We start from the raw sequence: 19,840 nt of genomic DNA on the forward strand, positions 1-19,840 counted from the left end.
TAGCTAGGGTCAGATTCAGGCCGGGACAAGCCGCTTTTTTCGGCCATCAGATGATCGGCGGGCCGGATTGCCATTGCTTCACGGCCTCGATCGGATGGATCAGCATCAGGATATTCAGCGTCAGATTGTCGCGAATGTGGAGCGCCAGCATGATCTCGAAGGCGAGCCCGATCGCCACCGTTGCCGGGACCGGCAGCAGGCGTGCGGCGAGGAAGCCCAGCACCATGAACAGCGTGTCAGAGACCGAATTGACGATGCTGTCGCCGTAATAGTCCAGCGAAATCGTACCAGCACGGTAGCGTTCGATGATGAATGGCGAGTTCTCGACGATCTCCCAGGCGCCTTCGATCAGCATGGCGATGATCAGCCGTGCCGGCCATGACAAAGGCAGCGAGGGCAGTCGCGCGAACAGCAGCCAGGTCAGGCCGTAGAACAGGAAGCCGTGCAGGACGTGGGAGAAACTGTACCAGTCGGCGACCTGTTGCGAATTTTCCGAGCTGTTCACCACGCCATGCCACAACTTCACATAGCCGCAGGTGCAGATCGGCACGCGCCCCGCCGCGAACAGGATGGAGGCTTGCAACGCCAGCAGCAACAGCGCCATGCCGAGCCAGGCTTGCGGGGGTACGGCGAGCTTGCTCGGTTGCGTGTTCGCCAGCGTCACGGTTGGCGCACCATCAACAGCGCCGGTCCGTCCGGCGTCTCGACCAAGCGGTCGCGCACGAAGCCGGCCTTCGCATAGGCGCGTACCGCGCGTGCATTGAGCGGATCAGGATCGGTGACGATCCGCGGCCGACCGGCGCGCAGCTGCGCGTCGACGAATTGGCGAATGAAGGCCGAGCCATGGCCGCGCGCGATCATGTTGCTTTCGCCGATGAACTGGTCGATCCCACGCGTGCCCTCCGGTTGCGGCCCAAAGCCCGTATTCCAGGCCGTCAGCCGGTAACACTGAAGATAGCCGAAGGGCTTGTTGTCGGCCAAGACGATGAACTGGTCCATCGCCGGCTCGTCAAGATCGCCGCTGACCAGCTCAAGCTGCTCGTCCGGATCGCCCCACCATTCCCGCACATGCGCTTCGCCCAGCCACCGCCGGATCAGCGGCAGATCGGCCGTTGTCATCGGTCGAAAGGTGTAGGTGGGCCTCATCTAGTAGCCACGGGTGGGACTGCGCTCCCTCTCCCGCTTGCGCTACCAGATTCACACATCTCGAAAATAGAATCATCTTCAATGAGTGTAGCAAAAGCCAGGTTTTGGACGCTCACGCGCTGCAGAATCGAGACAAGTGACTCGGATGACTCACTTTTTGGGCTTAATCGGCGAATGGCTCCGACAGAGATGTGTGAATACGGTAGCCCGCTTGCGGGAGAGGGTCGGGGAGAGGGTGCTTCCGCAATGGGACAATCCCCCAGAGGAGAGAGCCCCCACCCGGCGCTTCGCGCCGACCTCCCCCGCAAGCGGGAGAGGTTGCACCGAGCATCCGGACAAGCCTTCGGACAAATGACGCTCCGCCTACCCACTCGCGAGGCTCTCGATCGTCACATTCCGGTTGGTGTAAACGCAGATGTCGGCGGCGATGTCGAGGGAGCGGCGGACGATGGTCTCGGCGTCCTTATCGGTATCGAGCAGGGCGCGCGCCGCCGCCAGCGCATAATTACCGCCGGAGCCGATCGCCATCACGCCGGCCTCAGGCTCGAGCACGTCGCCGGTGCCGGTCAGGACAAGGGAGACGTCCTTGTCGGCCACGATCATCATGGCCTCCAGCCGCCGCAGGTAACGGTCGGTGCGCCAGTCCTTGGCCAGCTCGACCGCGGCCCGGGTCAGCTGTCCCGGATATTGCTCCAGCTTGCTCTCCAGCCGCTCAAAAAGCGTGAAGGCGTCGGCGGTGGCGCCGGCAAAGCCGCCGATAACGTCGCCCTTGCCGAGCTTGCGGACCTTCTTGGCGTTGGACTTGATTACGGTCTGGCCGATCGAGACCTGGCCGTCGCCGCCAACCACCACCTTATCGCCCTTGCGGACCGTCAAAATCGTGGTGCCGTGCCAGCTAGGCGAGCTGTTCTGGAAATCCTGCATAAATGACCCTCGTTGTCCGCCTGATTTAGGCGGTCGGGGCCAAAGGGACAACCGGCGCACAACCGGCGCACAACGGCCGCTCCGGGCCTAATTCGCTCACCATAGGCAGAAGTAGAGGCCCGGCTAGCCGTTCCCGCAGTAGCGAAGGCGTCATTTGGCTGGTAAAAGACCGGCGTTTTCGGCCCCGAACAGCATGATTTTGAAAAGCGGACACCGCTTTTCCGACCGAGATCATGCCGAAATGACAGCGAAAGCCTTCAATGCGCACCGCGACGATCAAGCGCAAGACCAAGGAAACCGACATCGAGGTCACCGTGAACCTCGATGGCACCGGCGTGGCCAATATCGCGACCGGCATCGGCTTTTTCGACCACATGCTCGATCTCCTCGCCCGCCATTCCCGCATCGACCTCACGGTCAAGGCGGTAGGTGACCTGCACATTGATCACCACCATACCACCGAAGACACCGGCATTGCGCTCGGCCAGGCCGTCAAGCAGGCGCTCGGCAACATGGCGGGTATCACCCGCTATGCCGGCGTGCACATGCCCATGGACGAGACGCTGTCGCGCGTGGTCATCGACATCTCGGGCCGCCCGTTTCTGGTGTTCAAGGCCGACTTTCCCCGCGACAAGATCGGCGAGTTCGACACCGAGCTGGTGCGCGAGTGGTTCCAGGCCTTCGCCATCAACGCCGGCGTGACTCTCCACGTTGAGACCCTATATGGCGATAACAGCCACCATATCGCCGAGTCCTGCTTCAAGGGTCTGGCGCGGGCGCTGCGCACCGCTGTCGCGATCGATCCGAAGGCTGTGGGGGAGATCCCGTCCACCAAGGGCTCGCTCGGCGGCTGACATCTCCGGCCGGCGGCACGCGCCGCTTGCGGTATCACTGAATTTAGAGAACGGGGCATCACCATGCCTGTCTACACAGTTCATGCTCCCTCTCCTGCCGGAGCCGATTTGCGCGCGACCGACAAGTTCGTCTTCGTGCGCGACGGCTTCCACTTCTGGGCGATGATCTTCGGCCCGCTCTGGCTGCTGTGGAATCGGCTGTGGCTGGCGCTGATCGGCTGGGTGATCTTTGTGGCCGCGTTCAATGCGGGGCTGTCCAGCCTGGGTGTTGGACGCAGCTCGATCTTCTTCGCCAATATCATCGTCGCGCTGCTGATGGGCTTCGAGGCCTCGAGCCTGCGCCGCTGGACTCTCTCACGCGGCAAATGGCGGCAGCTCGACGTCGTGATTGCCGACAAGGAAGACACTGCCGAGCATCGCTTCTTCGAGCGCTGGAGCCAGAAGCAGCATGGCATCGTCAATGATCAATGGGCCGTCGATCGCGGCGGCCCGCCGCCGACCCGTAGCGTGCCGGGTCAGCAATTCTCGAACCCGCCGCCGTTGCCGGCGGGCGGCATCATTGGGTTGTTTCCAGAACCGGGAGGGTCAAGATGAGCGTCGCCATCATCGATTACGGTTCGGGCAATCTGCATTCCGCCGCCAAGGCCTTCGAACGTGCCGCGCGCAGCCTGGAGGACCCGCAAAAGGTATTCGTTACCAGCGATCCGGACCAGGCCTACAGCGCCGACCGTCTGGTGCTGCCGGGCGTCGGCGCTTTCGCCGATTGCCGGCGCGGACTTGACGCCGTCAACGGCATGGTCGAGGCCATCACCGAAGCGGTGCGCGTCAAGGCGCGGCCGTTCTTCGGCATCTGCGTCGGCATGCAATTGATGGCGAGCCGCGGCAAGGAGCACGTCACGACGGAGGGGCTGAATTGGATCGGCGGCGACGTCGAGAAGATCACGCCGCGCGACGAAAACCTGAAGATCCCGCACATGGGCTGGAACACGCTGGAGGTGCTGCGCGAGCATCCGGTGCTGAACAAGCTGCCGCTTGGCCCCAAGGGCCAGCACGCCTATTTCGTGCACTCCTATCACCTCAACCCCGCCAACGAGGCGGACGTGCTGGCGCGCGCCGATTATGGCGGGCCCGTCACCGCGATCGTCGCAAAGGACACCGCGATCGGCACGCAATTCCACCCCGAGAAGAGCCAGCGGTTCGGGCTGGCCCTGATCTCGAACTTTTTGCGATGGAAACCGTGATTCTCTTCCCCGCCATCGACCTCAAGAACGGCCAGTGCGTGCGTCTCGAGCAAGGCGACATGGCGCGCGCCACCGTGTTCAATCTCGATCCCGCGGCGCAGGCGCAGAGCTTTTCCGCGCAGGGCTTTGAGTATCTCCACGTTGTCGATCTCGACGGCGCCTTTGCCGGCAAGCCGGTCAATGCGCAGGCCGTCGAGGCGATGCTGAAGACGATCAACATTCCGGTACAGCTCGGCGGCGGCATTCGCGATCTCGCGACCGTCGAAGCCTGGCTCGGCAAGGGCATCGCCCGCGTCATCATCGGCACCGCCGCGGTGCGCGACCCTGAATTGGTGAAGGCGGCGGCGAAGCAATTCCCCGGCCGAATCGCGGTCGGGTTAGACGCGCGCGACGGCAAGGTCGCTGTCGAAGGCTGGGCCGAGACCTCGCAGGTCACAGTGCTGGAGATCGCGCAGCGGTTCGAGGACGCCGGCGTTGCCGCCATCATCTTCACCGACATCGCGCGCGACGGTCTGCTCAAGGGCCTGAACCTGGACGCGACCATTGCGCTGGCGGACGCGATTTCGATTCCGGTGATCGCCTCCGGCGGCCTTGCTTCGATCGAGGACGTCAAGGCGATGCTGACGCCGCGCGCCAGGAAGCTCGCCGGCGCGATCGCCGGCCGCGCGCTCTATGATGGCCGGCTTGATCCCGCCGCCGCCCTCGCCCTGATCCGTAACGCGCGCTAGGAGGCATCCAATGTTCAAGGTGCGCGTGATCCCCTGCCTCGACGTCAAGGACGGAAGGGTCGTCAAGGGCGTGAATTTCGTCGATTTGCGCGATGCCGGCGACCCTGTCGAAGCCGCAATCGCCTATGATGCCGCTGGGGCCGACGAGCTTACCTTCCTCGACATCACTGCGACCCATGAGAACCGCGGCATCATGCTCGATGTGGTCCGGCGCACGGCAGAAGCCTGCTTCATGCCTGTCACCGTCGGCGGCGGCGTGCGTGAGGTCAACGACATCAAGACGCTGCTGCGCGCCGGCGCCGACAAGGTCTCGATCAACAGCGCCGCGGTGTCGCGACGGGAGTTCGTCAAGGAAGCGGCCGAAAAGTTCGGCGAGCAATGCGTGGTGGTGGCGATCGATGCCAAGCGCGTCAAGCGTCCGGGCGGCGACCGCTGGGAGATCTTCACCCATGGCGGGCGCAACTCGACCGGCATCGATGCCATCGAATATGCCCAGGAAGTGGTCTCGCTCGGCGCCGGCGAAATCCTGCTTACCTCGATGGACCGCGACGGCACCAGGCAGGGTTTCGACATTCCGCTGACGCGCGCGATTGCCGACAGCGTCTCCGTTCCGGTGATCGCCTCGGGCGGCGTCGGCAATCTCGACCATCTCGTCGAGGGTATCCGCGACGGGCACGCCACCGCCGTGCTGGCGGCCTCGATCTTCCACTTCGGGGAATTCACCATCCGACAAGCCAAGGAGCACATGGCCCGGCGCGGGCTGCCCATGCGCCTCGATGCCTGACGACTCCCGTTCGTAAAAGTGCTACACGAGCCGTGTGGGGACCGGCTCGTTCGGCCGTATCGCGTTTTCCGAGTATTCCGTATGCCGCGTTTCACGATCCATGATCTGGCCGAGACCATCGATGCCCGCGCGGCCGCCGGTGGCGAGGCCTCCTACACCCGCAAGCTCCTGGACAAGGGCGCCGAGCATTGCGCCAAGAAGTTCGGTGAGGAGGCAGTCGAAACCGTAATCGCAGCAGTCGAAAACGATCGCGCGCATCTGATCGCCGAGAGCGCCGACCTGCTCTACCATTTCCTTGTGCTGCTCAAGGCCCGCGGCGTAAAGCTGGAGGAGGTCGAGGCCGCGCTGGACAAGCGGACGTCGATGTCAGGGTTGGAAGAAAAGGCGTCGCGCAAGAGCGGCAACTAGCCGAGGTGGAAAAGATCGCGTCATGGATATCCGCGCACCCGAGCAGCAGTATAATCCGTACCGCGTCTATACGCGCGAAGAATGGGCGCGCTTGCGCGACGACACGCCGATGACGCTGGAGCCGGGCGAGTTCGACCGGCTGCGTTCGCTGCACGACCGCCTCGACCTCCAGGAGGTCGAGGACATTTACCTGCCGCTGTCGCGCCTGCTCTCGATCTACGTCGATGCGATGCAGCGCCTGTATTACGCCGAGCGGCAATTCCTCAACATCCGCGACCGCAAGGTGCCCTACATCATCGGCGTTGCCGGCTCGGTCGCGGTAGGCAAATCCACCACGGCCCGCGTGCTCCAGGCCCTCTTGGCGCGCTGGTCGCCGCGCCCGAAGGTCGAGCTGATCACCACCGACGGGTTTCTCTACCCCAACGCGGTGCTCGACCGGCAGGGCATCATGCAGAAGAAGGGTTTTCCCGAGAGCTACGACCTGCCACTGCTGCTCAGCTTCCTCTCCGACATCAAGTCCGGACGCCGTCATGTGCGCGCGCCGGTCTATTCGCATCTGACCTACGACATCGTGCCGAACCAGTGGGCCGAGATCGACCAGCCCGACATCCTGATCGTCGAAGGCGTCAACGTCCTGCAGACCGGCAAGCTGCCGCGCGACGGCAAGGCGGTGCCTGTGGTCTCCGACTTCTTCGATTTCTCCGTCTATATCGACGCCGACGAGGCGGCGCTGCGGCAATGGTACATCAAGCGCTTCCTGGCGCTGCGTGACACCGCCTTCACCAATCCAAAATCCTACTTCAACCGCTACGCGCTGTTGTCGGACGAGGAAGCCACCGCCACCGCGATCGCGATCTGGGAGCGCACCAACCTCGCCAATCTCGAGGACAACATCTTGCCGACCCGGCCCCGCGCGACGCTGATCCTGAAGAAGGGCGCCGACCACACGGTGGAGAGCGTGGCGCTCAGGCGGTTGTAATCGCGCCGGTGAACATGGCCCCTGGCTGGTTTGGGCTGAGTGTCTTTTGTTGCAGACCTACAATCGGTATTCCGCTATGCGTTCAAGAACGGCGGAGAGGCACTATGGTTGATCGTCTCAGAAGCGCTGCGGAGCAGCTTGAAGCTCCGATCTGCCCGGACTGCCACATCGAGATGAAGTGGTTCCGCTCCGAACTGCTCGCGGACGAGCCGACGCCGATCATCGCGCATCTTTTCGTGTGCCCACATTGCAAGCGCGCGGCAAAAGCGGACACCATCTTCAAAGCCGACCGAGCGCCGCCTGATAAGCTCACTGCGCCGCGCTTTCTTTCACATGCCGACGCACCGAGTCGCGCCGGACGGCACGGGGCATGCTCGGCGCCCGACCTGGCCGTTAACCTAGCTGGCACGCCGCCGCTGGATGGCTCACTTGCCTGTTTTCGTATTCCAGTCCGCTAGCTTGATGCGCCCCGCAAAGATGGCGGGCCCGGAGCTGCTGGCCTTGTAGACGAAGGCTTCGCCTTCCTGCACGTCGCCGGCCTCCTTGCCGAAGGCATCGGCGATGTTCGTCTTGTGGGTGATCAGGAACGTGTTGGTGCCGGCCTTCGGCGGCGTATCGACGAGATGACGCACGGCTTGGCCCGCCTTTGCATTTGCACCCGTCGGGTTGGCCATTCCCGACGCACTGGCGTTGCTGCTGTCCGTTAACGCATCGACCGGCTTGACCTCGCGGCCGGAGATCAGCTTGCCCGCCTCGACCGCGCGGTTCAGCCGGCTGGTGTAGACCTCGCCGATCGGAATCGCGAGATCCTTGACCGCTGTCCCGATCTGACGCGCCATGTCCCTGCCCTTTTCACTGAGCTGGCGCTGCGCGCTCATGTCGTCGAATTTGAAAGGGTAGACGTCCCTTTGGCTGTCGTCGGTGGCGGTGTGCCGAAACACCAGCACGTAACCGCCCTGCCTGAGGGATGTGATGAGTTCCGGCGTATCCGCCGCGGTGTGTCCAGAAATTCCAGCGAAAAGGACAATGAGTGCGAGGCGGCAAAGCACGTTCATGCGCAAAGTCCCCTATTGCAAAACGTCCCCTCAGGGGATGGTGACGCGCAACGAGGCCGATTTCAATTATCGATTGCCGGTCGGGCCGAGGTTTTCGTGAAATTCTGGATCAGACTGTCAGGTGGCGGGACGTGGCCAGCCCGGCCAGCGCCTGATCCAGCTTCTCGCGGTCGAGCGGCTTGATCAGGAATCCATTCATGCCTGCCTCGAAGCAGGCGTAGCGGTCCTCGACCAGCGTATTGGCGGTGAGTGCCAGGATGGGCACGCGCTGGCGACCCATGGCCGCCTCATGCGCGCGAATGCGCTTTGTCGTCTCAATGCCGTCGAGCTGCGGCATCTGGATATCCATCAGCACGAGGTCATAGGGCGTGCCGGCCGATGAGGCGGCGAGCCAGGATTCCAGCGCCGCTTCGCCGTGGATAGCGATGACGACGCGGTGGCCGAGTTTGGTGAGCAGCGAGCGCATCAACAGCGCATTGATCTCGTTGTCCTCGGCAACGAGGATCGACAGGCCTTTCGCCGGCGTTGCACTTTTGGATTCTGCCAATGGCTCCGGCGCGAGCTCGGGCGAGGCGACCTCCGGCGTCAGCGAAAGGCGTGTGGCGAGCGAGGCGGCGCGCAGCGGCTTCACCAGGAATCCGGTGAAGGCCGGGGACAGTTCCTCATGGCGCGAGCTCGACGTCAGCAGCACCAGGCGCTGCATCGCATGCGCCCGCGCCGTTTCGCCGAGATGGTCGGCAGCGGCGGGACCGATCGCGCGATCGACCAGCATGGCGTGCCATGAACGCTCCGGCAGCAGCGCTTGAGCCACGGCGGCGTCCGCCACCATGCAGGTCTGACCGCCCCAGCGCTCCAGGCGCCGCGCGATCAGCGACGCCTCGATGCCCTCGGCGACGAGGAGAATCGGCTTGCCGGCGAGTTCGGGGCTGGGGAATGCCGTCTGTCCGCTACCTGCTTGTGACGGGGCTAGCGGCACCGCGACCTCGAAGGTTGACCCTTTGCCCGGTTCGCTCTCGAGCGTGATCCGGCCGCCCATGCGCTTGACGATGCGCTCGCTGATGGACAGGCCTAGCCCGGTGCCGCCATAGGTGCGCGCGACGCGCTCGTCCGCCTGCTCGAACTCCCGGAAGATGCGCGATTGCGCTTCCGACGCGATGCCGATGCCGGTGTCGCGGACCAGGAAGCTGATCTCGTTCGGCCGCATGCCGGGCTCGACGATCAGCGCGACGCCGCCGCTCGCGGTGAACTTGATGGCGTTGCCGGCGAGGTTGAGCAGCACCTGGCGCAGCCGCGCGGCGTCCCCCACGACCTCGAGCGGCAGGCGCTCGTCGATATAGGACGCGATCTCGAGACTCTTGGCCTGCGCACGCGGCGCGAGAAGCTCGGTGATCTCCTCGACCAGCGTGGACAAGGCGAAAGGACGCTGCTCGAGATCGAGCTTGCCGGCTTCGATCTTGGAATAATCGAGCAGCTCCTCGATCAGCGCCATCAGTGCTTCGCCCGAGGTTTTCACCGCCCTGGCATAGGTCGTCTGCTCCGGCGTCAGCATGGTGTCGAGCAAGAGGCTGCCCATGCCGATGATGCCGTTGAGGGGCGTGCGGATTTCGTGCGAGGCCATCGCGAGGAAACGCGATTTCGCGCGGTTGGCGGCATCGGCCTGATCGCGCGCGTCGGATAAAGCGCGCTCGGTCTCGGTGCGGTCGGTGACGTCGCGTCCGACGCTCTGCAATTCGGCGGGCTGGCCGGCATCGCGGCGCACATAGCCCTCGCGCCAGGCGATCCAGCGCGCACCGAGCGGGGTTGCGATTTTCTGGTCGTGAACGCGCGTGCCGCTGCTCTCGCGCGCGCTGTCGCCCTGCTCCAGCACGTCGAAGTCGAAGCGTGTGCCGACCAGCGCGCTCCGGGCCTGTCCCGCCAGCGCGCAATAGGCGTCGTTGGCAAAGGTGATGCGGCCGCTCGTGTCGCGCAGCACGATCAGGTCGCCCTGCTGCTCGAACAGGCTGCGGGCGCGCTCTTCGGCTTCCTTGAGCTCCCAATTGCGGTCGATCAGCGCCTCGTTGTGGGCGGCGAGCGAACGCAGCCGCTTGTTGACGAAGCGCAGCCGCATGCTCAGCGTCGCAAGACCAAGGCACGCCAGCGCGAACAGAAAGCTCGCGCCGATCGCAAAGGCGTTGGGATCGTAGCCGGAATTCTCGGACCGGCTGCCGGAGACGAAGCCGTAGGCGGCGCCGAACGTCGCCGAGAAGATAATGAACGAGCGCAGCGCGAAAGCGATACGGGGATGCTGTCGCCTGAAGCGGCGCATGCGCACCTTGATCCGGAACGTCCGACCCATCGCCACCGACCCTTGTCCGAAACCCCGTGCCCGCCGTGTGCGACGATGTCGCGTCGACCTTGCGAACAGCTTGAGGCTTTGGCGCCGCCTCCCAACAGGGTTGACGAGGTGTTAACGCTTCAGAGCATGATCCGCAAAAGTGTGCAGCGATTTTCCGAAAAGATCATGCTCAAGCAAGAAGCTAAAGCGCGATCGTGATCTCAGCGCGCTTTAGAGCGAGGCGGCCTGCAGGTGGCCATGGCCGCCGCGGGCGCCGACGATCAGCGCCGCGGCCTCGCGCTGCGAGAACGTCTTCGAGCGCACATAGATGCGGTAATCGGCCGGTCCTTCGGTGGAGAGATAGATCACCTGGCCGCCGTCGACGGGCTGCGCGGCGATCGAGACCAGGCGTGTCGACGGATTGCCCTGGCAGGAATCCGATTCCGAGCCGAGGCCATCGTCGACCACCGCGAAGTCCGCAGCGTCCGCATTGTCGGTGACCTGGACCCGTACCGTGGCCTGCGCGGGATCATCGGTGAAGGCGACATGCACGCCGGCGGTCCAGAACACGGAGGTGAGCTCGACCGAGGTCTCGCCCAGGGCAATGCAGGGATGCGAGACCGATCCGATCTCGGCGCGGGCGAACACCGCCGCCGCCAACAGGGGAACAAGCGACGCCAGGATCTTGAAACGCAACATGACACTCTACTCGCCCGCCCCGCGGGAACTCGTGTTGGAAACACATGCGGCTTATGGTTTGCAGAGCGTAAAGGAAACTCGTTACCGCCGGGTTGATGCGTGCGGGCTTCACGCCATCTGCCGTACATCCTCCGCGAGTGCGCGGTAGGACAGCGCTTCGGCGAGGTGCAGCCGGCCGATCTTGTCCGCGTTATCGAGATCGGCCAGCGTGCGCGCGACCCGCAGCACGCGGTGATAGCCGCGCGCCGACAGCCGCATGGTCTCCGCCGCGTCCCGCAATAGCTTGGCGCCTTGCGCATCCGGTTTTGCGATCTCTTCGAGGACCGAGGCCGGCGCCTCGGCATTGGTGCGGACGTTGGGCAGGCCGGCATCCGCATAACGCGCGAGCTGGATGTCGCGTGCCGCCGCCACGCGCGCGGCGACTTCGGCGGAGCCTTCCGCTGGCGGCGGCAGAATCAAATCGGCCGCGGTCACCGCCGGCACCTCGATGCGCAGATCAATGCGATCCATCAAGGGACCCGAGATGCGCGCCTGGTAGTCGCCGGTGCAGCGGTCGATGCGGCCGCGCTTGCAGGCATAGCCCGGCTCGAACGCGTTGCCGCAGCGGCAGGGATTCATTGCGGCCACCAGCATGAAGCGGGCAGGGTAGGTGACGCGATGATTGGCGCGCGACACCGCGACCTCGCCGTTCTCGAGGGGCTGGCGCAGCGAATCCAGCACGCGCGGATCGAACTCCGGCAGCTCGTCGAGGAACAGCACGCCCTGATGCGCCAGCGAGATCTCGCCGGGCTTGGCGCGCACGCCGCCGCCGGTGAGCGCGGCCATGCTGGCGGAATGATGCGGCGAGCGGAACGGCCGCCGCGCGGTTAGCGCGCCGCCCTCGATCTCGCCGGCGACGGAGGCGATCATCGAGACTTCGAGCAGTTCGCCTGGCGACAGCGGCGGCAGGATCGAGGGCAGGCGGGCCGCCAGCATCGATTTGCCGGCGCCAGGCGCGCCGATCATCAGCAGGTGATTTTCTCAATGACAATGCGCGTCCTATCTCTGCCGCGAGTTGCCCGATAATGGCAGTGGCGTTCTTCTGCCTTGGCTAACCTGACAGCTGCACAAGAGTTTTTCCGAGTTTCTGGACGCTAAGAAACAATCCGGACGCCTCAATCAGAAAGATGACCACAAGTGCATGGACAATATACATGCGACTCTCAAACAGGATCAGCGTGCGCTCAAACAGCGTCCGCAGGTATGGAACGGTGTTGAAGAGAAGAACGCATGCCAGTCCCAAAACTAGAGAGCCAACGATGTCAGTCGGATAGTGCCACCCAAAGATGACCCGCGGGACTGCTATGATCACGGCGACCCAGAGAAGGCAAAGCAGCCCGACCAATCGATTTTCTAAGAGGATCACGGTAGCGAGGGCAAAAAACAGTGTCGCGGTGTCGCTGGGAAACGAGTCTCTGCGATCCCAAACAAAGCGCAGTTGTGGGTCGATTCTATCCAGCACGGCCATATTCAAGGGAAGGGCTGGGTCCAAAAATGGGCGTGTATGGGTGGCAAGATGAAACTGTAGCCAGACGGAGAGGACTGTCGCCACACAAGTCGCAAGGAACCCGGCCAGCATCCGGCAGCGTCGTTCTCTGCTGTCGTCGGCGAACCACAACGAGACGAGAGAAAAAAAGACCGGAAATCCCCTGAACAAGGAATTGTTGGCAAGCTCCCACACATACTCGTGACTTGCAGAGAGCGAGTTGAGCCAGAGTAGGAGGTCCCGATCCCAACTGCTGCCTGCCGCTTGGCTGAACCTCGCGGAGAAAAACAAAAAACCGAAGATTGCGGCGGCGACGATGATTAGCGCCAGTGCTGCCTTTTTCGTCATTCCGTTCGCCAAGACCATCGAGCCTGCCCGATGGCCCGCGGGTTGCGTTGCGAGCTCCTCAACCACGAACTAACCTCGATTCAGCCAATCAGAGTTTACTCAGAAAAAGGTTTGGAGAAATTAAATCCGGGCAGCATATGATTTCGTCAATGCCAAAAGGGGGGGTTGCGGTTCTTCTCGGATTTTTTCGGGTCCCCTTTCGAACACCGGACCCTATTTTGCTCGACCCCTCCCACGGGGCTTCAAAATATACGGCTTTAAAGGGCCACCGCCGCCCGAGCTACGGCCGCATGCTAGCGCGCGGGTGACGAACGCGAGCCATCAACAGGTGGTTTCGTCAACGGGAATACCGAGATGGTGTTCCGGCTTTGTTCTGTGATATAAACCGGTCATGGATCAGCCTGTAAGACCGCAGCCGTTCATTGTCCAAAAGCGCTCCAATCATGGGACCAGCAATCCAATCGTGGCGCGGCTCTCCCTTCAAACTCTGGAGCTGCTCAACTGCGCCAACCTTCCCAAGGAAGGTCAAGATCAGGTTTTTCGGCTCTACCACGATTGCCTTCAACGAAGTCTGTTGCGATGCTTCGACGCCTATACGCGCCTCTGCCAAGCTCGAGACATGTCGCTTCAAGAAGTCGCTGCTGCGGTGGACCAAGGTGCCCGCAGCTTTCCTTTCGTCATCGGCCTGGAGGACGAGGTCAACACGTTCTTGTATGAAGCAAAGCTATATCTGCGTGACGCGCTCCGAGTGCTGAACCTGTTCTTTGGGGCGAATTTCGCGGACGCGAGCCGCCTTACGAGCTGGATCGACAAAGGGAAGGTCAAAGAAGGCGCCGTGATCACATGGGCCGCCGAAATGTTCGGTCGAGACGCCGACTTCACGCACATGCTTCGTTCTGAAGAGCCGTGGGTTTCCGATATCATCAAGTTTAGAAACGCGGTCGAGCACCCGGATGGCGGCACCGCTATGGTACTGGAAAACTACCGCGCAACATCGAACGGCCGCCTTGAGCCTAGTTGGCGCCGGGAGGGCAAGGACGCTCGTCGAGAGACGCTCCTGTTTCCAGACCTTGAAGTCCTCATTGAAAATCTGCTGACCTTTGGTGAGGACTTACTCGTTTGTTCGATCCTTAAGCGGCTTATCTCTCCAAACATTGGTTTTGGGATTATCCCGCCTGAGGAGCGTCGGCCTGAGTGTCCGGTTCGGGTCCGCACCGTCTTGATCGGGTTGCCTCCGCTACCCCAAGCCTGATTTGGGTCCCGTGGCGCCCACCGGGCCTCCTGTCAGTCTTCAAGTGGCGGTAGATCAGCGCGGCCAACTGTGCGCCTCGGGATCATCTGTGGGCTGACACGCGCATATGGGTCCCCTTTCGGCCACCGGACCCTATTTTTCGGGTCAATCCCAACCCGACTTCAAAGCTTCTTGGCCTGAAGCCGCCGCCGCCTTGCTACGGCCTGCGGTGTATAAGCCTTTCGCTGGCCTTTGCGGTTCTTCGGGGCGCGGCTACCGTGCTCAGATGCAGCTTCGCCTTGCCCTCCTCCTCGCGGTTCTCAGCTCATCCGCCCTCGCCCAACCGGTCTCGCTCGTATGCTCGGTGTCCATCTCGACCCAAGGCGTGACGACTGAACCCTCGACTTCCGGAGCGCGCCTCGATCTGGAGGGCCGACGCTTCGTGGTTCCGTTGTTGCAGCGGACGTTCCCTATCGTGAAAGTCAATGAGGCCATGCTCTGGTTCGAGGCCGACACCAACGAGGCCTATACGACGGGAACGCTTGATAGGCTGTCCGGCAAGATTTCTCTGGTGTCTATGACGCCCGAGGAAAAGCGGAAGATGTACGCGGGGCAGTCCAGCCACCTGGACTGGAGTATGGCTGGAAGGTGCACGCCGGGCGGCCAGCTCTTCTAGCCATTGCCCGGCCCAACCATCCCTCCCGCTTTGTAATATATTTGCCACACCCGGAACTGAGGCGCGTATGTGCATGTCCCGTCTTGATATAAACTGGTCCCACGCGGGGTTTAACCCGCTGCCTCCCCAAATGGGGAGTGTAGTGTTTGGGGGCGCTCAGAAGTCATAGTCCGGCGTTTTGTCATCCGGGTCGTACGCGACCTCAGCAGGTTCCATCCATTCGGCCATGAGCGCCTGTGGGAGCCCATCGTTCAGCTTGGCCAACGCAATAGCGGTGATGTCTGGGTTCTTGGTCAGTCGCCCTCCCAGCTTTGCTCGCGCAATGTCATCAACAAGCTTCTGAGCTTCAGCCTCTCTCCCGTCCTCAAGCTCTGCGTTCTCGGTAATTCCCTGCGCTCGCCCGCGCGCCCTATTCCAAGACATCTCCCCAATGTCCTCCGTAGGCACGTCAAGCTCCCTCAGCTTCCGCAACACAGCCCTCATGTTGCTCACGGTGCTCTGGGCGATACCGGCATCCTTCGCGATGCTGGCGATGCTATCCACCGCCTTGTCCTGCCTCACAAGTCTCCACGCCGCCTCCAGCTTGTCAGCCTTCCCCATCGGAATTTTGTCACGAGAGTTGCTCCGCAGGGCAAAGCGTTCTGCCTCCTCCAGTGTCCCCGTGAACACTCTGGCTGGAATTTTGCACACTGGCTGTGTCATAAGCCGCTAGGCGGTGGTGGCCATCAATCACGTAGAACGCGGCTCCCACAGCGAAGACCGTGATCTGCGGCAGTTTAAACCCGTCACGCAACGCCCTTGCCATGTCGTAGATGACATCATGCCTTGGCACCATGTTGCGCCTCGGTCGCCGCCACTGGAAGGCCTTCTCCGCGACCCTAATATTGTCCCGCTCCAGCACCACACCTGCGCTGGCGTTCTCAGGGAGCGCAGGCTGTCCCTCGGACTGCAATCGGGCCTCAAGGTCTGCAATGCTCTCATAGGTGTCTGTGGGCGTCTTGATGTCACTGCGGGTGAACGTGCGCTTCCGTTGCTTATTCTTCTTAGCCACTCGGCTCAGTCCTCTTCCTTCACGTCTTCAATCTCGTTGGCTTCCCAATCGAAGCGGCTCGTCATGAAGTGCGTCTCCTGCGGGGTCTCCGTGTGGTGCCACCAGATGTCCAATCGCGCTTCCTGCGGCCTCATCACCATCTTGCTCACAGCCCCCCGGAGTGCCTTGTTGGCCTCCTCAGTGTCCATAGGATCACGCGTGAGCGCCTTCTCCACGGCGGCCAATCGCTTCTTGACGTTGGCGCTCTTGAGGGCGTCCCTGCGCTCCAGCAATTCTCTCAGCTCTTCCCGGTAACCTTCCAGTTCACGCTCGGTAGCTCGTAGCTTGTTGCGCGCCGCTGCGCTCCGATCCGAAATGGTCAGCTCGAGCAGCTCTTCCACCAAGTCTCCGCCTGCGTCCACGTTGCCCTTCAACATATCTATGCGGGCGTCCATTCCAGCGGTGTTATTGCCGGTCGGCGCATCGTCTAGCGTCCCAAGCAAGCGGAGCCTGAAGCTACTAACGGCCTCGGCATAGGGCACGCTCTCGTATTTGCACGTCCCCGCCTTCGCGTGTGCCGCTGCGCAGACAAGATACACGTGGTCTCCCTTGTTGATCCTAGTCACGGTGCCTTTGCAGTGCTGACATTTCATGATGCCCGCGAAGATGGACCGCACTGGGGCTTTGGCGTTCTTCCCGCGCGCCCCGGTGGTGCTCAGGCGGGCGTTCACGCGTTCAAACAGCTCTCGCTCTACGGCGGGAGGGAACCTATGGGCAATGGGCTCCTGCGGAATGCGTTGCTTGGTGCGCTGACCTTCAACCTTCACCACACGATGTGGCACGAAGACGCCAATGGCTGCTTTGTTAGTTAGGAGCTTACGGATGTAGCTGCGGTGCCAGTGCGCCGCCTTCCATTTCCCTGCGCCCCACGTGTCTTCCTTGGTGTCATTGAGGTGCGCGGCGATGCTGTATTCTCCCATGCCGTCGTCCGCCATCTCGAACATCCACCGCAGCAACGTGGCTCGTTCTTCAATCAGCTCATAGGCCGAGACCTCGTCGCGCCACCGTATCCACGCGGGGAGCCTGCGGGTGTACGGCTTCGTGATCTTCTGATCGCTGGCGAAGGTCCTGCGCTTCTCGGCGTATTTCTCGGCTACCCGCGTGCCCTTGAGCGTGCTCTCTTGGTTGCCTCTGGCAAATGAAAGTAGCATCGCCATAAGGTACATTAGGCCGTCTGGGCTCCGCAGGGTCTCCATGTTGTACTCGCGGCCAAGCCCCCCATCGTCCGAGAGGTCTACAACCGTCACGCCCGCGCGAATGATCCCTTGCATATGAGACGAGGCGTCTACGGCGGGCTCTCGGCTCAAACGGTCAAGGCTTTCAACCAACAACCACGATCCCTGTGGAACCGTGCCATCCTCAACCGCCGTGAGGAACGTCTTGAGATTGCCTACGTCCCGGTTAGCGCCCGTGTAGGCTGACACGCCCTTGTCCGTAAGGTTCAGCTCGGTGTCGAGCAAGACGCCCATGCGGTCCGCCCATGCCTGCGCCATAGCTGTCTGCCTGCGCAGGCTGTCACCCTGCTCCTGAGCTGGCGTCGAGAAGCGCTTATAGCTGTAGGCTTTAGGTTGCCGCTGGGCGTCCATCGCGCGTCCCTCAGCGGCCCAAGGTTTCTGTGGTGATGGTTGCTAGAACGTCATCGACGCAGCCCCACCGAACGGCTCGGCGGTGCGCCCAAGCCTCCATGCGGTCCCCAAGGGCTTGCTTGCGCTGCCCTGCGCTCTGCACGGCCCAACTGAACTGGATGGCTGCGGTGACGATGCGGTGGCGGGCTGCGATGGTGATGCGGTTCATGGTTGTCTCCAGTTAGCCCATCGTGGGCACCGAGACAATCACATGAGCAGGTGATGTCCGCCCGCGGCTGCGATCTCGAGCGCCCGCTTGGCGCTCTCCTGGCCCTTGATATCGCGCAGGTCGAGGGACGAGGCGGCGGCCTCATGCACCTTCGGCGAGGGCCGCGACAGCACCTGCGTGCCCTTGAAATGGTTGGCGATCTGAATGAGTGATTGTGCGGCGATGATCTGGATGTCCGGGCTCGCCCAGGCCGCCTCCGAGCCGCAGGCTGCCGGGCAGATCAGGCCCTCCTCGCGCGCATTGGCGCCGATCGCGGCGGGCAGGACACCTGCGACCGGCGCAATCGATCCGTCGAGGCCGAGCTCGCCGAGAACGGTGAAGCCAGCCAGTGCATCGGGCGGGATCGCGCCGATCGCCGCCATCAGCCCGAGCGCGATCGGCAGGTCGTAATGGCTGCCCTCCTTGGGCAGGTCGGCCGGGGCCAGATTGACGATGATCCGCCGCGCCGGCAGCGCCAGCCCCGAGGCGATCAGGGCCGAACGCACCCGCTCGCGTGCCTCCGACACCGCCTTGTCCGGCAGGCCGACGATGGCGAAGGCCGGCAGCCCTGGGGCGACCTGCACCTGCACGTCGACCGCACGGGCCTCAATCCCCTCAAAGGCGACGGTAGAAACCCGCTGAACCATGCTCGAACCAGCCTGCCCTTTCGCGCAATTAGGGGTAGCAGAGCCGGGCGCCTTGCGCAAGAACAATACAGGAACATGTCCAAGGACCGACAAAAGTACTATCCGATCGTAAACGTGAAGCGGACACTACGCCTCGAATGCGAGCGGCTCCCCTCAGCACATTCCAACGAATGTCCGCTACTCCTACGCTTGCGGGATGGGCCGTGGTCTAACGGGTGAAGAATTCAAATGCTTGCAAATCGCCGGAGAAGCGAACGTCGGGTATGCAGCCGGCTCGCCAAAATCCATTTTGGCGCGGGCTCGCTGCCGCGCGACTGCACGATCACGGATATCTCGGATGGCGGCGTGAAAGTGGTGGCGGAATTCCTGGAAGTGCCGCCGCAATTCACCATCATCTTCGCGCCCGATTATTCCCGCCAATGCCGCCTGCGCTGGCGCATCGGCTGCGAGTTCGGCGCGGAGTTCGTCGATTAGACCTTAATGGTCGCGCCTCCTTAACGGGGCTTTAGCGTTAATGGGTAAGCATCTCTGATCAGTCGCCGAGTGATCAGAGTATGTCCAAGCGTCCGTCTCCCGCCTCTCCTTCGGCGAAATTCCTGCTTCCCGCGTTGATGGTGCTTGTCCTCGCCGGCTGCCAGACCAATGGCATCGAGGATGTCACCGGCGCGCTCGGCGTCAGATCTGAAGCCAGTGTGAAGGCCGACGCCAAGCCGGACATGGACACCTTGCGCGAACGCTATCGCGCCACGCCCGGTGATCCCGGCGTTGTGCTCGCCTATGGCAAGGCGCTGCGCGATAGCGGCCAGCGGGCGCAGGCGGTCGCGGTGATGGAGCAGGCCGTGCTCGGCCATCCCAGCAACAAGGCATTGCTCGCCGGCTATGGCCGCGCGCTCGCTGACAACGGCAATTTCCAGCAGGCCTTCGACGTCCTCGGCCGAGCGCATACGCCCGAGGATCCGGACTGGCGCATCCTGTCGGCGCAGGGCGCGGCGCTCGATCAGCTCGGCCGCAATGAGGAGGCGCAGCAATATTATGCGACCGCCTTGAAGATCGTGCCCGACGAGCCGCAGGTTTTGTCCAATCTCGGCCTGTCTTACATGCTCCAGAACAATCTGCCGCGGGCGGAGGAAACGATGCGCCGCGCGCACGAGCGCAATCCCGCCGATTCCCGCGTGCGCGCCAATCTCGCGCTGGTGCTGGGACTGGAAGGAAAGCAGGCCGAGGCCGAGGCTATCGTGAGGACCGACCTGCCGCCGGATCAGGCGGCGGCAAAGGTCACGGCGCTGCGGCAATTGCTGGCGAAGAAGCAGCAGCGGGCGGACAAATAGCCCGCGCCGTTTAGATCTCGTTTTTGGCGC

Annotated in this window: 23 protein-coding genes and 2 pseudogenes; 12 read left to right on the plus strand and 13 right to left on the minus strand. The window is 62.9% G+C overall.

Translation table 11 applies throughout. The features are described from left to right. Positions 1–46: 46 nt before the first annotated feature. The 3 genes from IVB12_RS01450 to hslV all read right to left on the minus strand — a co-directional run bounded on the left by IVB12_RS01450 (position 47) and on the right by hslV (position 2,070). Entirely contained in the window at positions 47–664 is a 618-nt protein-coding gene (locus IVB12_RS01450) for a DUF2585 domain-containing protein (protein WP_247294911.1), read from the minus strand. After that, positions 661–1,146: a GNAT family N-acetyltransferase gene (locus tag IVB12_RS01455; protein WP_247294913.1), complete on the minus strand. Its 486-nt coding sequence runs from the start codon at positions 1,144–1,146 to the stop codon at positions 661–663. Before IVB12_RS01455 ends, IVB12_RS01450 begins: the two co-directional genes overlap by 4 nt. Positions 1,147–1,509: 363 nt before the next feature. Beyond that, positions 1,510–2,070 carry an ATP-dependent protease subunit HslV gene (gene hslV / locus IVB12_RS01460; RefSeq protein WP_247294916.1) on the minus strand — a complete coding sequence of 187 codons (561 nt, stop codon included), beginning with the start codon at positions 2,068–2,070 and terminating at the stop codon, positions 1,510–1,512. A gap of 260 nt (positions 2,071–2,330) precedes the next feature. Here hslV and hisB point away from each other — a divergent pair, with 260 nt between their 5' ends. The 8 genes from hisB to IVB12_RS01500 all read left to right on the plus strand — a co-directional run bounded on the left by hisB (position 2,331) and on the right by IVB12_RS01500 (position 7,522). Next, the gene (hisB, locus tag IVB12_RS01465) at positions 2,331–2,924 is read left to right on the plus strand and encodes an imidazoleglycerol-phosphate dehydratase HisB (RefSeq protein ID WP_091882569.1); all 594 of its coding nucleotides are present in this window, start codon (positions 2,331–2,333) and stop codon (positions 2,922–2,924) included. A gap of 63 nt (positions 2,925–2,987) precedes the next feature. Continuing rightward, the gene (locus tag IVB12_RS01470; RefSeq protein WP_247276594.1) at positions 2,988–3,518 is read left to right on the plus strand and encodes a DUF2628 domain-containing protein; all 531 of its coding nucleotides are present in this window, start codon (positions 2,988–2,990) and stop codon (positions 3,516–3,518) included. After that, on the plus strand, positions 3,515–4,165 hold the full coding sequence (gene hisH / locus IVB12_RS01475) for an imidazole glycerol phosphate synthase subunit HisH (RefSeq protein WP_247276593.1): 651 nt from the start codon (positions 3,515–3,517) through the stop codon (positions 4,163–4,165). Before IVB12_RS01470 ends, hisH begins: the two co-directional genes overlap by 4 nt. Beyond that, the gene (hisA, locus tag IVB12_RS01480) at positions 4,162–4,893 is read left to right on the plus strand and encodes a 1-(5-phosphoribosyl)-5-[(5-phosphoribosylamino)methylideneamino]imidazole-4-carboxamide isomerase (protein ID WP_247295056.1); all 732 of its coding nucleotides are present in this window, start codon (positions 4,162–4,164) and stop codon (positions 4,891–4,893) included. The genes hisH and hisA overlap by 4 nt, the downstream gene beginning before the upstream one ends. A 10-nt stretch (positions 4,894–4,903) precedes the next feature. Next, positions 4,904–5,677, plus strand: a complete 774-nt coding sequence (gene hisF, locus IVB12_RS01485) for an imidazole glycerol phosphate synthase subunit HisF (protein ID WP_247294918.1) — start codon at positions 4,904–4,906, stop codon at positions 5,675–5,677. An 81-nt stretch (positions 5,678–5,758) separates the two neighbouring features. Beyond that, a complete protein-coding gene (locus IVB12_RS01490; protein WP_247276591.1) occupies positions 5,759–6,085 on the plus strand; it encodes a phosphoribosyl-ATP diphosphatase in 327 nt (108 codons plus the stop codon). Between the two features lie 22 nt (positions 6,086–6,107). Next, on the plus strand, positions 6,108–7,064 hold the full coding sequence (gene coaA, locus IVB12_RS01495; protein WP_200497031.1) for a type I pantothenate kinase: 957 nt from the start codon (positions 6,108–6,110) through the stop codon (positions 7,062–7,064). A gap of 104 nt (positions 7,065–7,168) precedes the next feature. After that, positions 7,169–7,522, plus strand: coding sequence for a hypothetical protein (locus IVB12_RS01500; protein WP_247294921.1), 354 nt, complete (start codon positions 7,169–7,171; stop codon positions 7,520–7,522). On the opposite strand, the gene IVB12_RS01505 is transcribed toward IVB12_RS01500, so the two are convergent. The 5 genes and pseudogenes from IVB12_RS01505 to IVB12_RS01525 form a co-directional block, all read right to left on the minus strand. Next, positions 7,490–8,119 carry a histidine phosphatase family protein gene (locus IVB12_RS01505; RefSeq protein WP_247294922.1) on the minus strand — a complete coding sequence of 210 codons (630 nt, stop codon included), beginning with the start codon at positions 8,117–8,119 and terminating at the stop codon, positions 7,490–7,492. The two genes, IVB12_RS01500 and IVB12_RS01505, sit on opposite strands and share 33 nt — an antisense overlap. Positions 8,120–8,228: 109 nt before the next feature. Then, a complete protein-coding gene (locus tag IVB12_RS01510; protein WP_247294924.1) occupies positions 8,229–10,454 on the minus strand; it encodes an ATP-binding protein in 2,226 nt (741 codons plus the stop codon). A 210-nt stretch (positions 10,455–10,664) separates the two neighbouring features. Beyond that, positions 10,665–11,132, minus strand: a complete 468-nt coding sequence (locus IVB12_RS01515) for a hypothetical protein (RefSeq protein ID WP_247294926.1) — start codon at positions 11,130–11,132, stop codon at positions 10,665–10,667. Positions 11,133–11,240: 108 nt separating this feature from the next. Then, positions 11,241–12,149: pseudogene (locus tag IVB12_RS01520) on the minus strand (ATP-binding protein); the annotation flags it as partial. 73 nt (positions 12,150–12,222) lie between these two features. Continuing rightward, positions 12,223–13,005 (minus strand): phosphatase PAP2 family protein, encoded by a 783-nt coding sequence (locus IVB12_RS01525; protein WP_247294929.1) that lies wholly within the window; start codon positions 13,003–13,005, stop codon positions 12,223–12,225. 391 nt (positions 13,006–13,396) lie between these two features. Here IVB12_RS01525 and IVB12_RS01530 point away from each other — a divergent pair, with 391 nt between their 5' ends. Both IVB12_RS01530 and IVB12_RS01535 read left to right on the plus strand, forming a co-directional pair. After that, positions 13,397–14,257, plus strand: coding sequence for a hypothetical protein (locus tag IVB12_RS01530; protein WP_247294931.1), 861 nt, complete (start codon positions 13,397–13,399; stop codon positions 14,255–14,257). Between the two features lie 343 nt (positions 14,258–14,600). Beyond that, entirely contained in the window at positions 14,601–14,912 is a 312-nt protein-coding gene (locus IVB12_RS01535) for a hypothetical protein (RefSeq protein ID WP_247294933.1), read from the plus strand. Between the two features lie 156 nt (positions 14,913–15,068). Here IVB12_RS01535 and IVB12_RS01540 read toward each other — a convergent pair whose 3' ends face one another. From IVB12_RS01540 to IVB12_RS01560, 5 genes and pseudogenes are all read right to left on the minus strand, one after another. Then, positions 15,069–15,512 carry a hypothetical protein gene (locus tag IVB12_RS01540; RefSeq protein ID WP_247294935.1) on the minus strand — a complete coding sequence of 148 codons (444 nt, stop codon included), beginning with the start codon at positions 15,510–15,512 and terminating at the stop codon, positions 15,069–15,071. Between the two features lie 10 nt (positions 15,513–15,522). Further along, complete coding sequence (locus IVB12_RS38295; protein WP_247294937.1) at positions 15,523–15,963, minus strand: ParB N-terminal domain-containing protein; 441 nt, start codon at positions 15,961–15,963, stop codon at positions 15,523–15,525. Between the two features lie 5 nt (positions 15,964–15,968). After that, entirely contained in the window at positions 15,969–17,588 is a 1,620-nt protein-coding gene (locus tag IVB12_RS01550; protein ID WP_247294939.1) for a recombinase family protein, read from the minus strand. 10 nt (positions 17,589–17,598) lie between these two features. After that, positions 17,599–17,796 carry a hypothetical protein gene (locus tag IVB12_RS01555; protein WP_247294941.1) on the minus strand — a complete coding sequence of 66 codons (198 nt, stop codon included), beginning with the start codon at positions 17,794–17,796 and terminating at the stop codon, positions 17,599–17,601. A 41-nt stretch (positions 17,797–17,837) separates the two neighbouring features. After that, a pseudogene (locus IVB12_RS01560) lies at positions 17,838–18,482 on the minus strand (magnesium chelatase domain-containing protein); the annotation flags it as partial. 228 nt (positions 18,483–18,710) lie between these two features. Here IVB12_RS01560 and IVB12_RS01565 point away from each other — a divergent pair. Continuing rightward, a complete protein-coding gene (locus IVB12_RS01565; protein WP_018644993.1) occupies positions 18,711–18,956 on the plus strand; it encodes a PilZ domain-containing protein in 246 nt (81 codons plus the stop codon). Between the two features lie 80 nt (positions 18,957–19,036). Beyond that, the gene (locus tag IVB12_RS01570; RefSeq protein ID WP_247294942.1) at positions 19,037–19,810 is read left to right on the plus strand and encodes a tetratricopeptide repeat protein; all 774 of its coding nucleotides are present in this window, start codon (positions 19,037–19,039) and stop codon (positions 19,808–19,810) included. Positions 19,811–19,840 lie beyond the last annotated feature (30 nt).

Source organism: Bradyrhizobium sp. 179, assembly GCF_023073535.1.
Classification (GTDB): domain Bacteria; phylum Pseudomonadota; class Alphaproteobacteria; order Rhizobiales; family Xanthobacteraceae; genus Bradyrhizobium.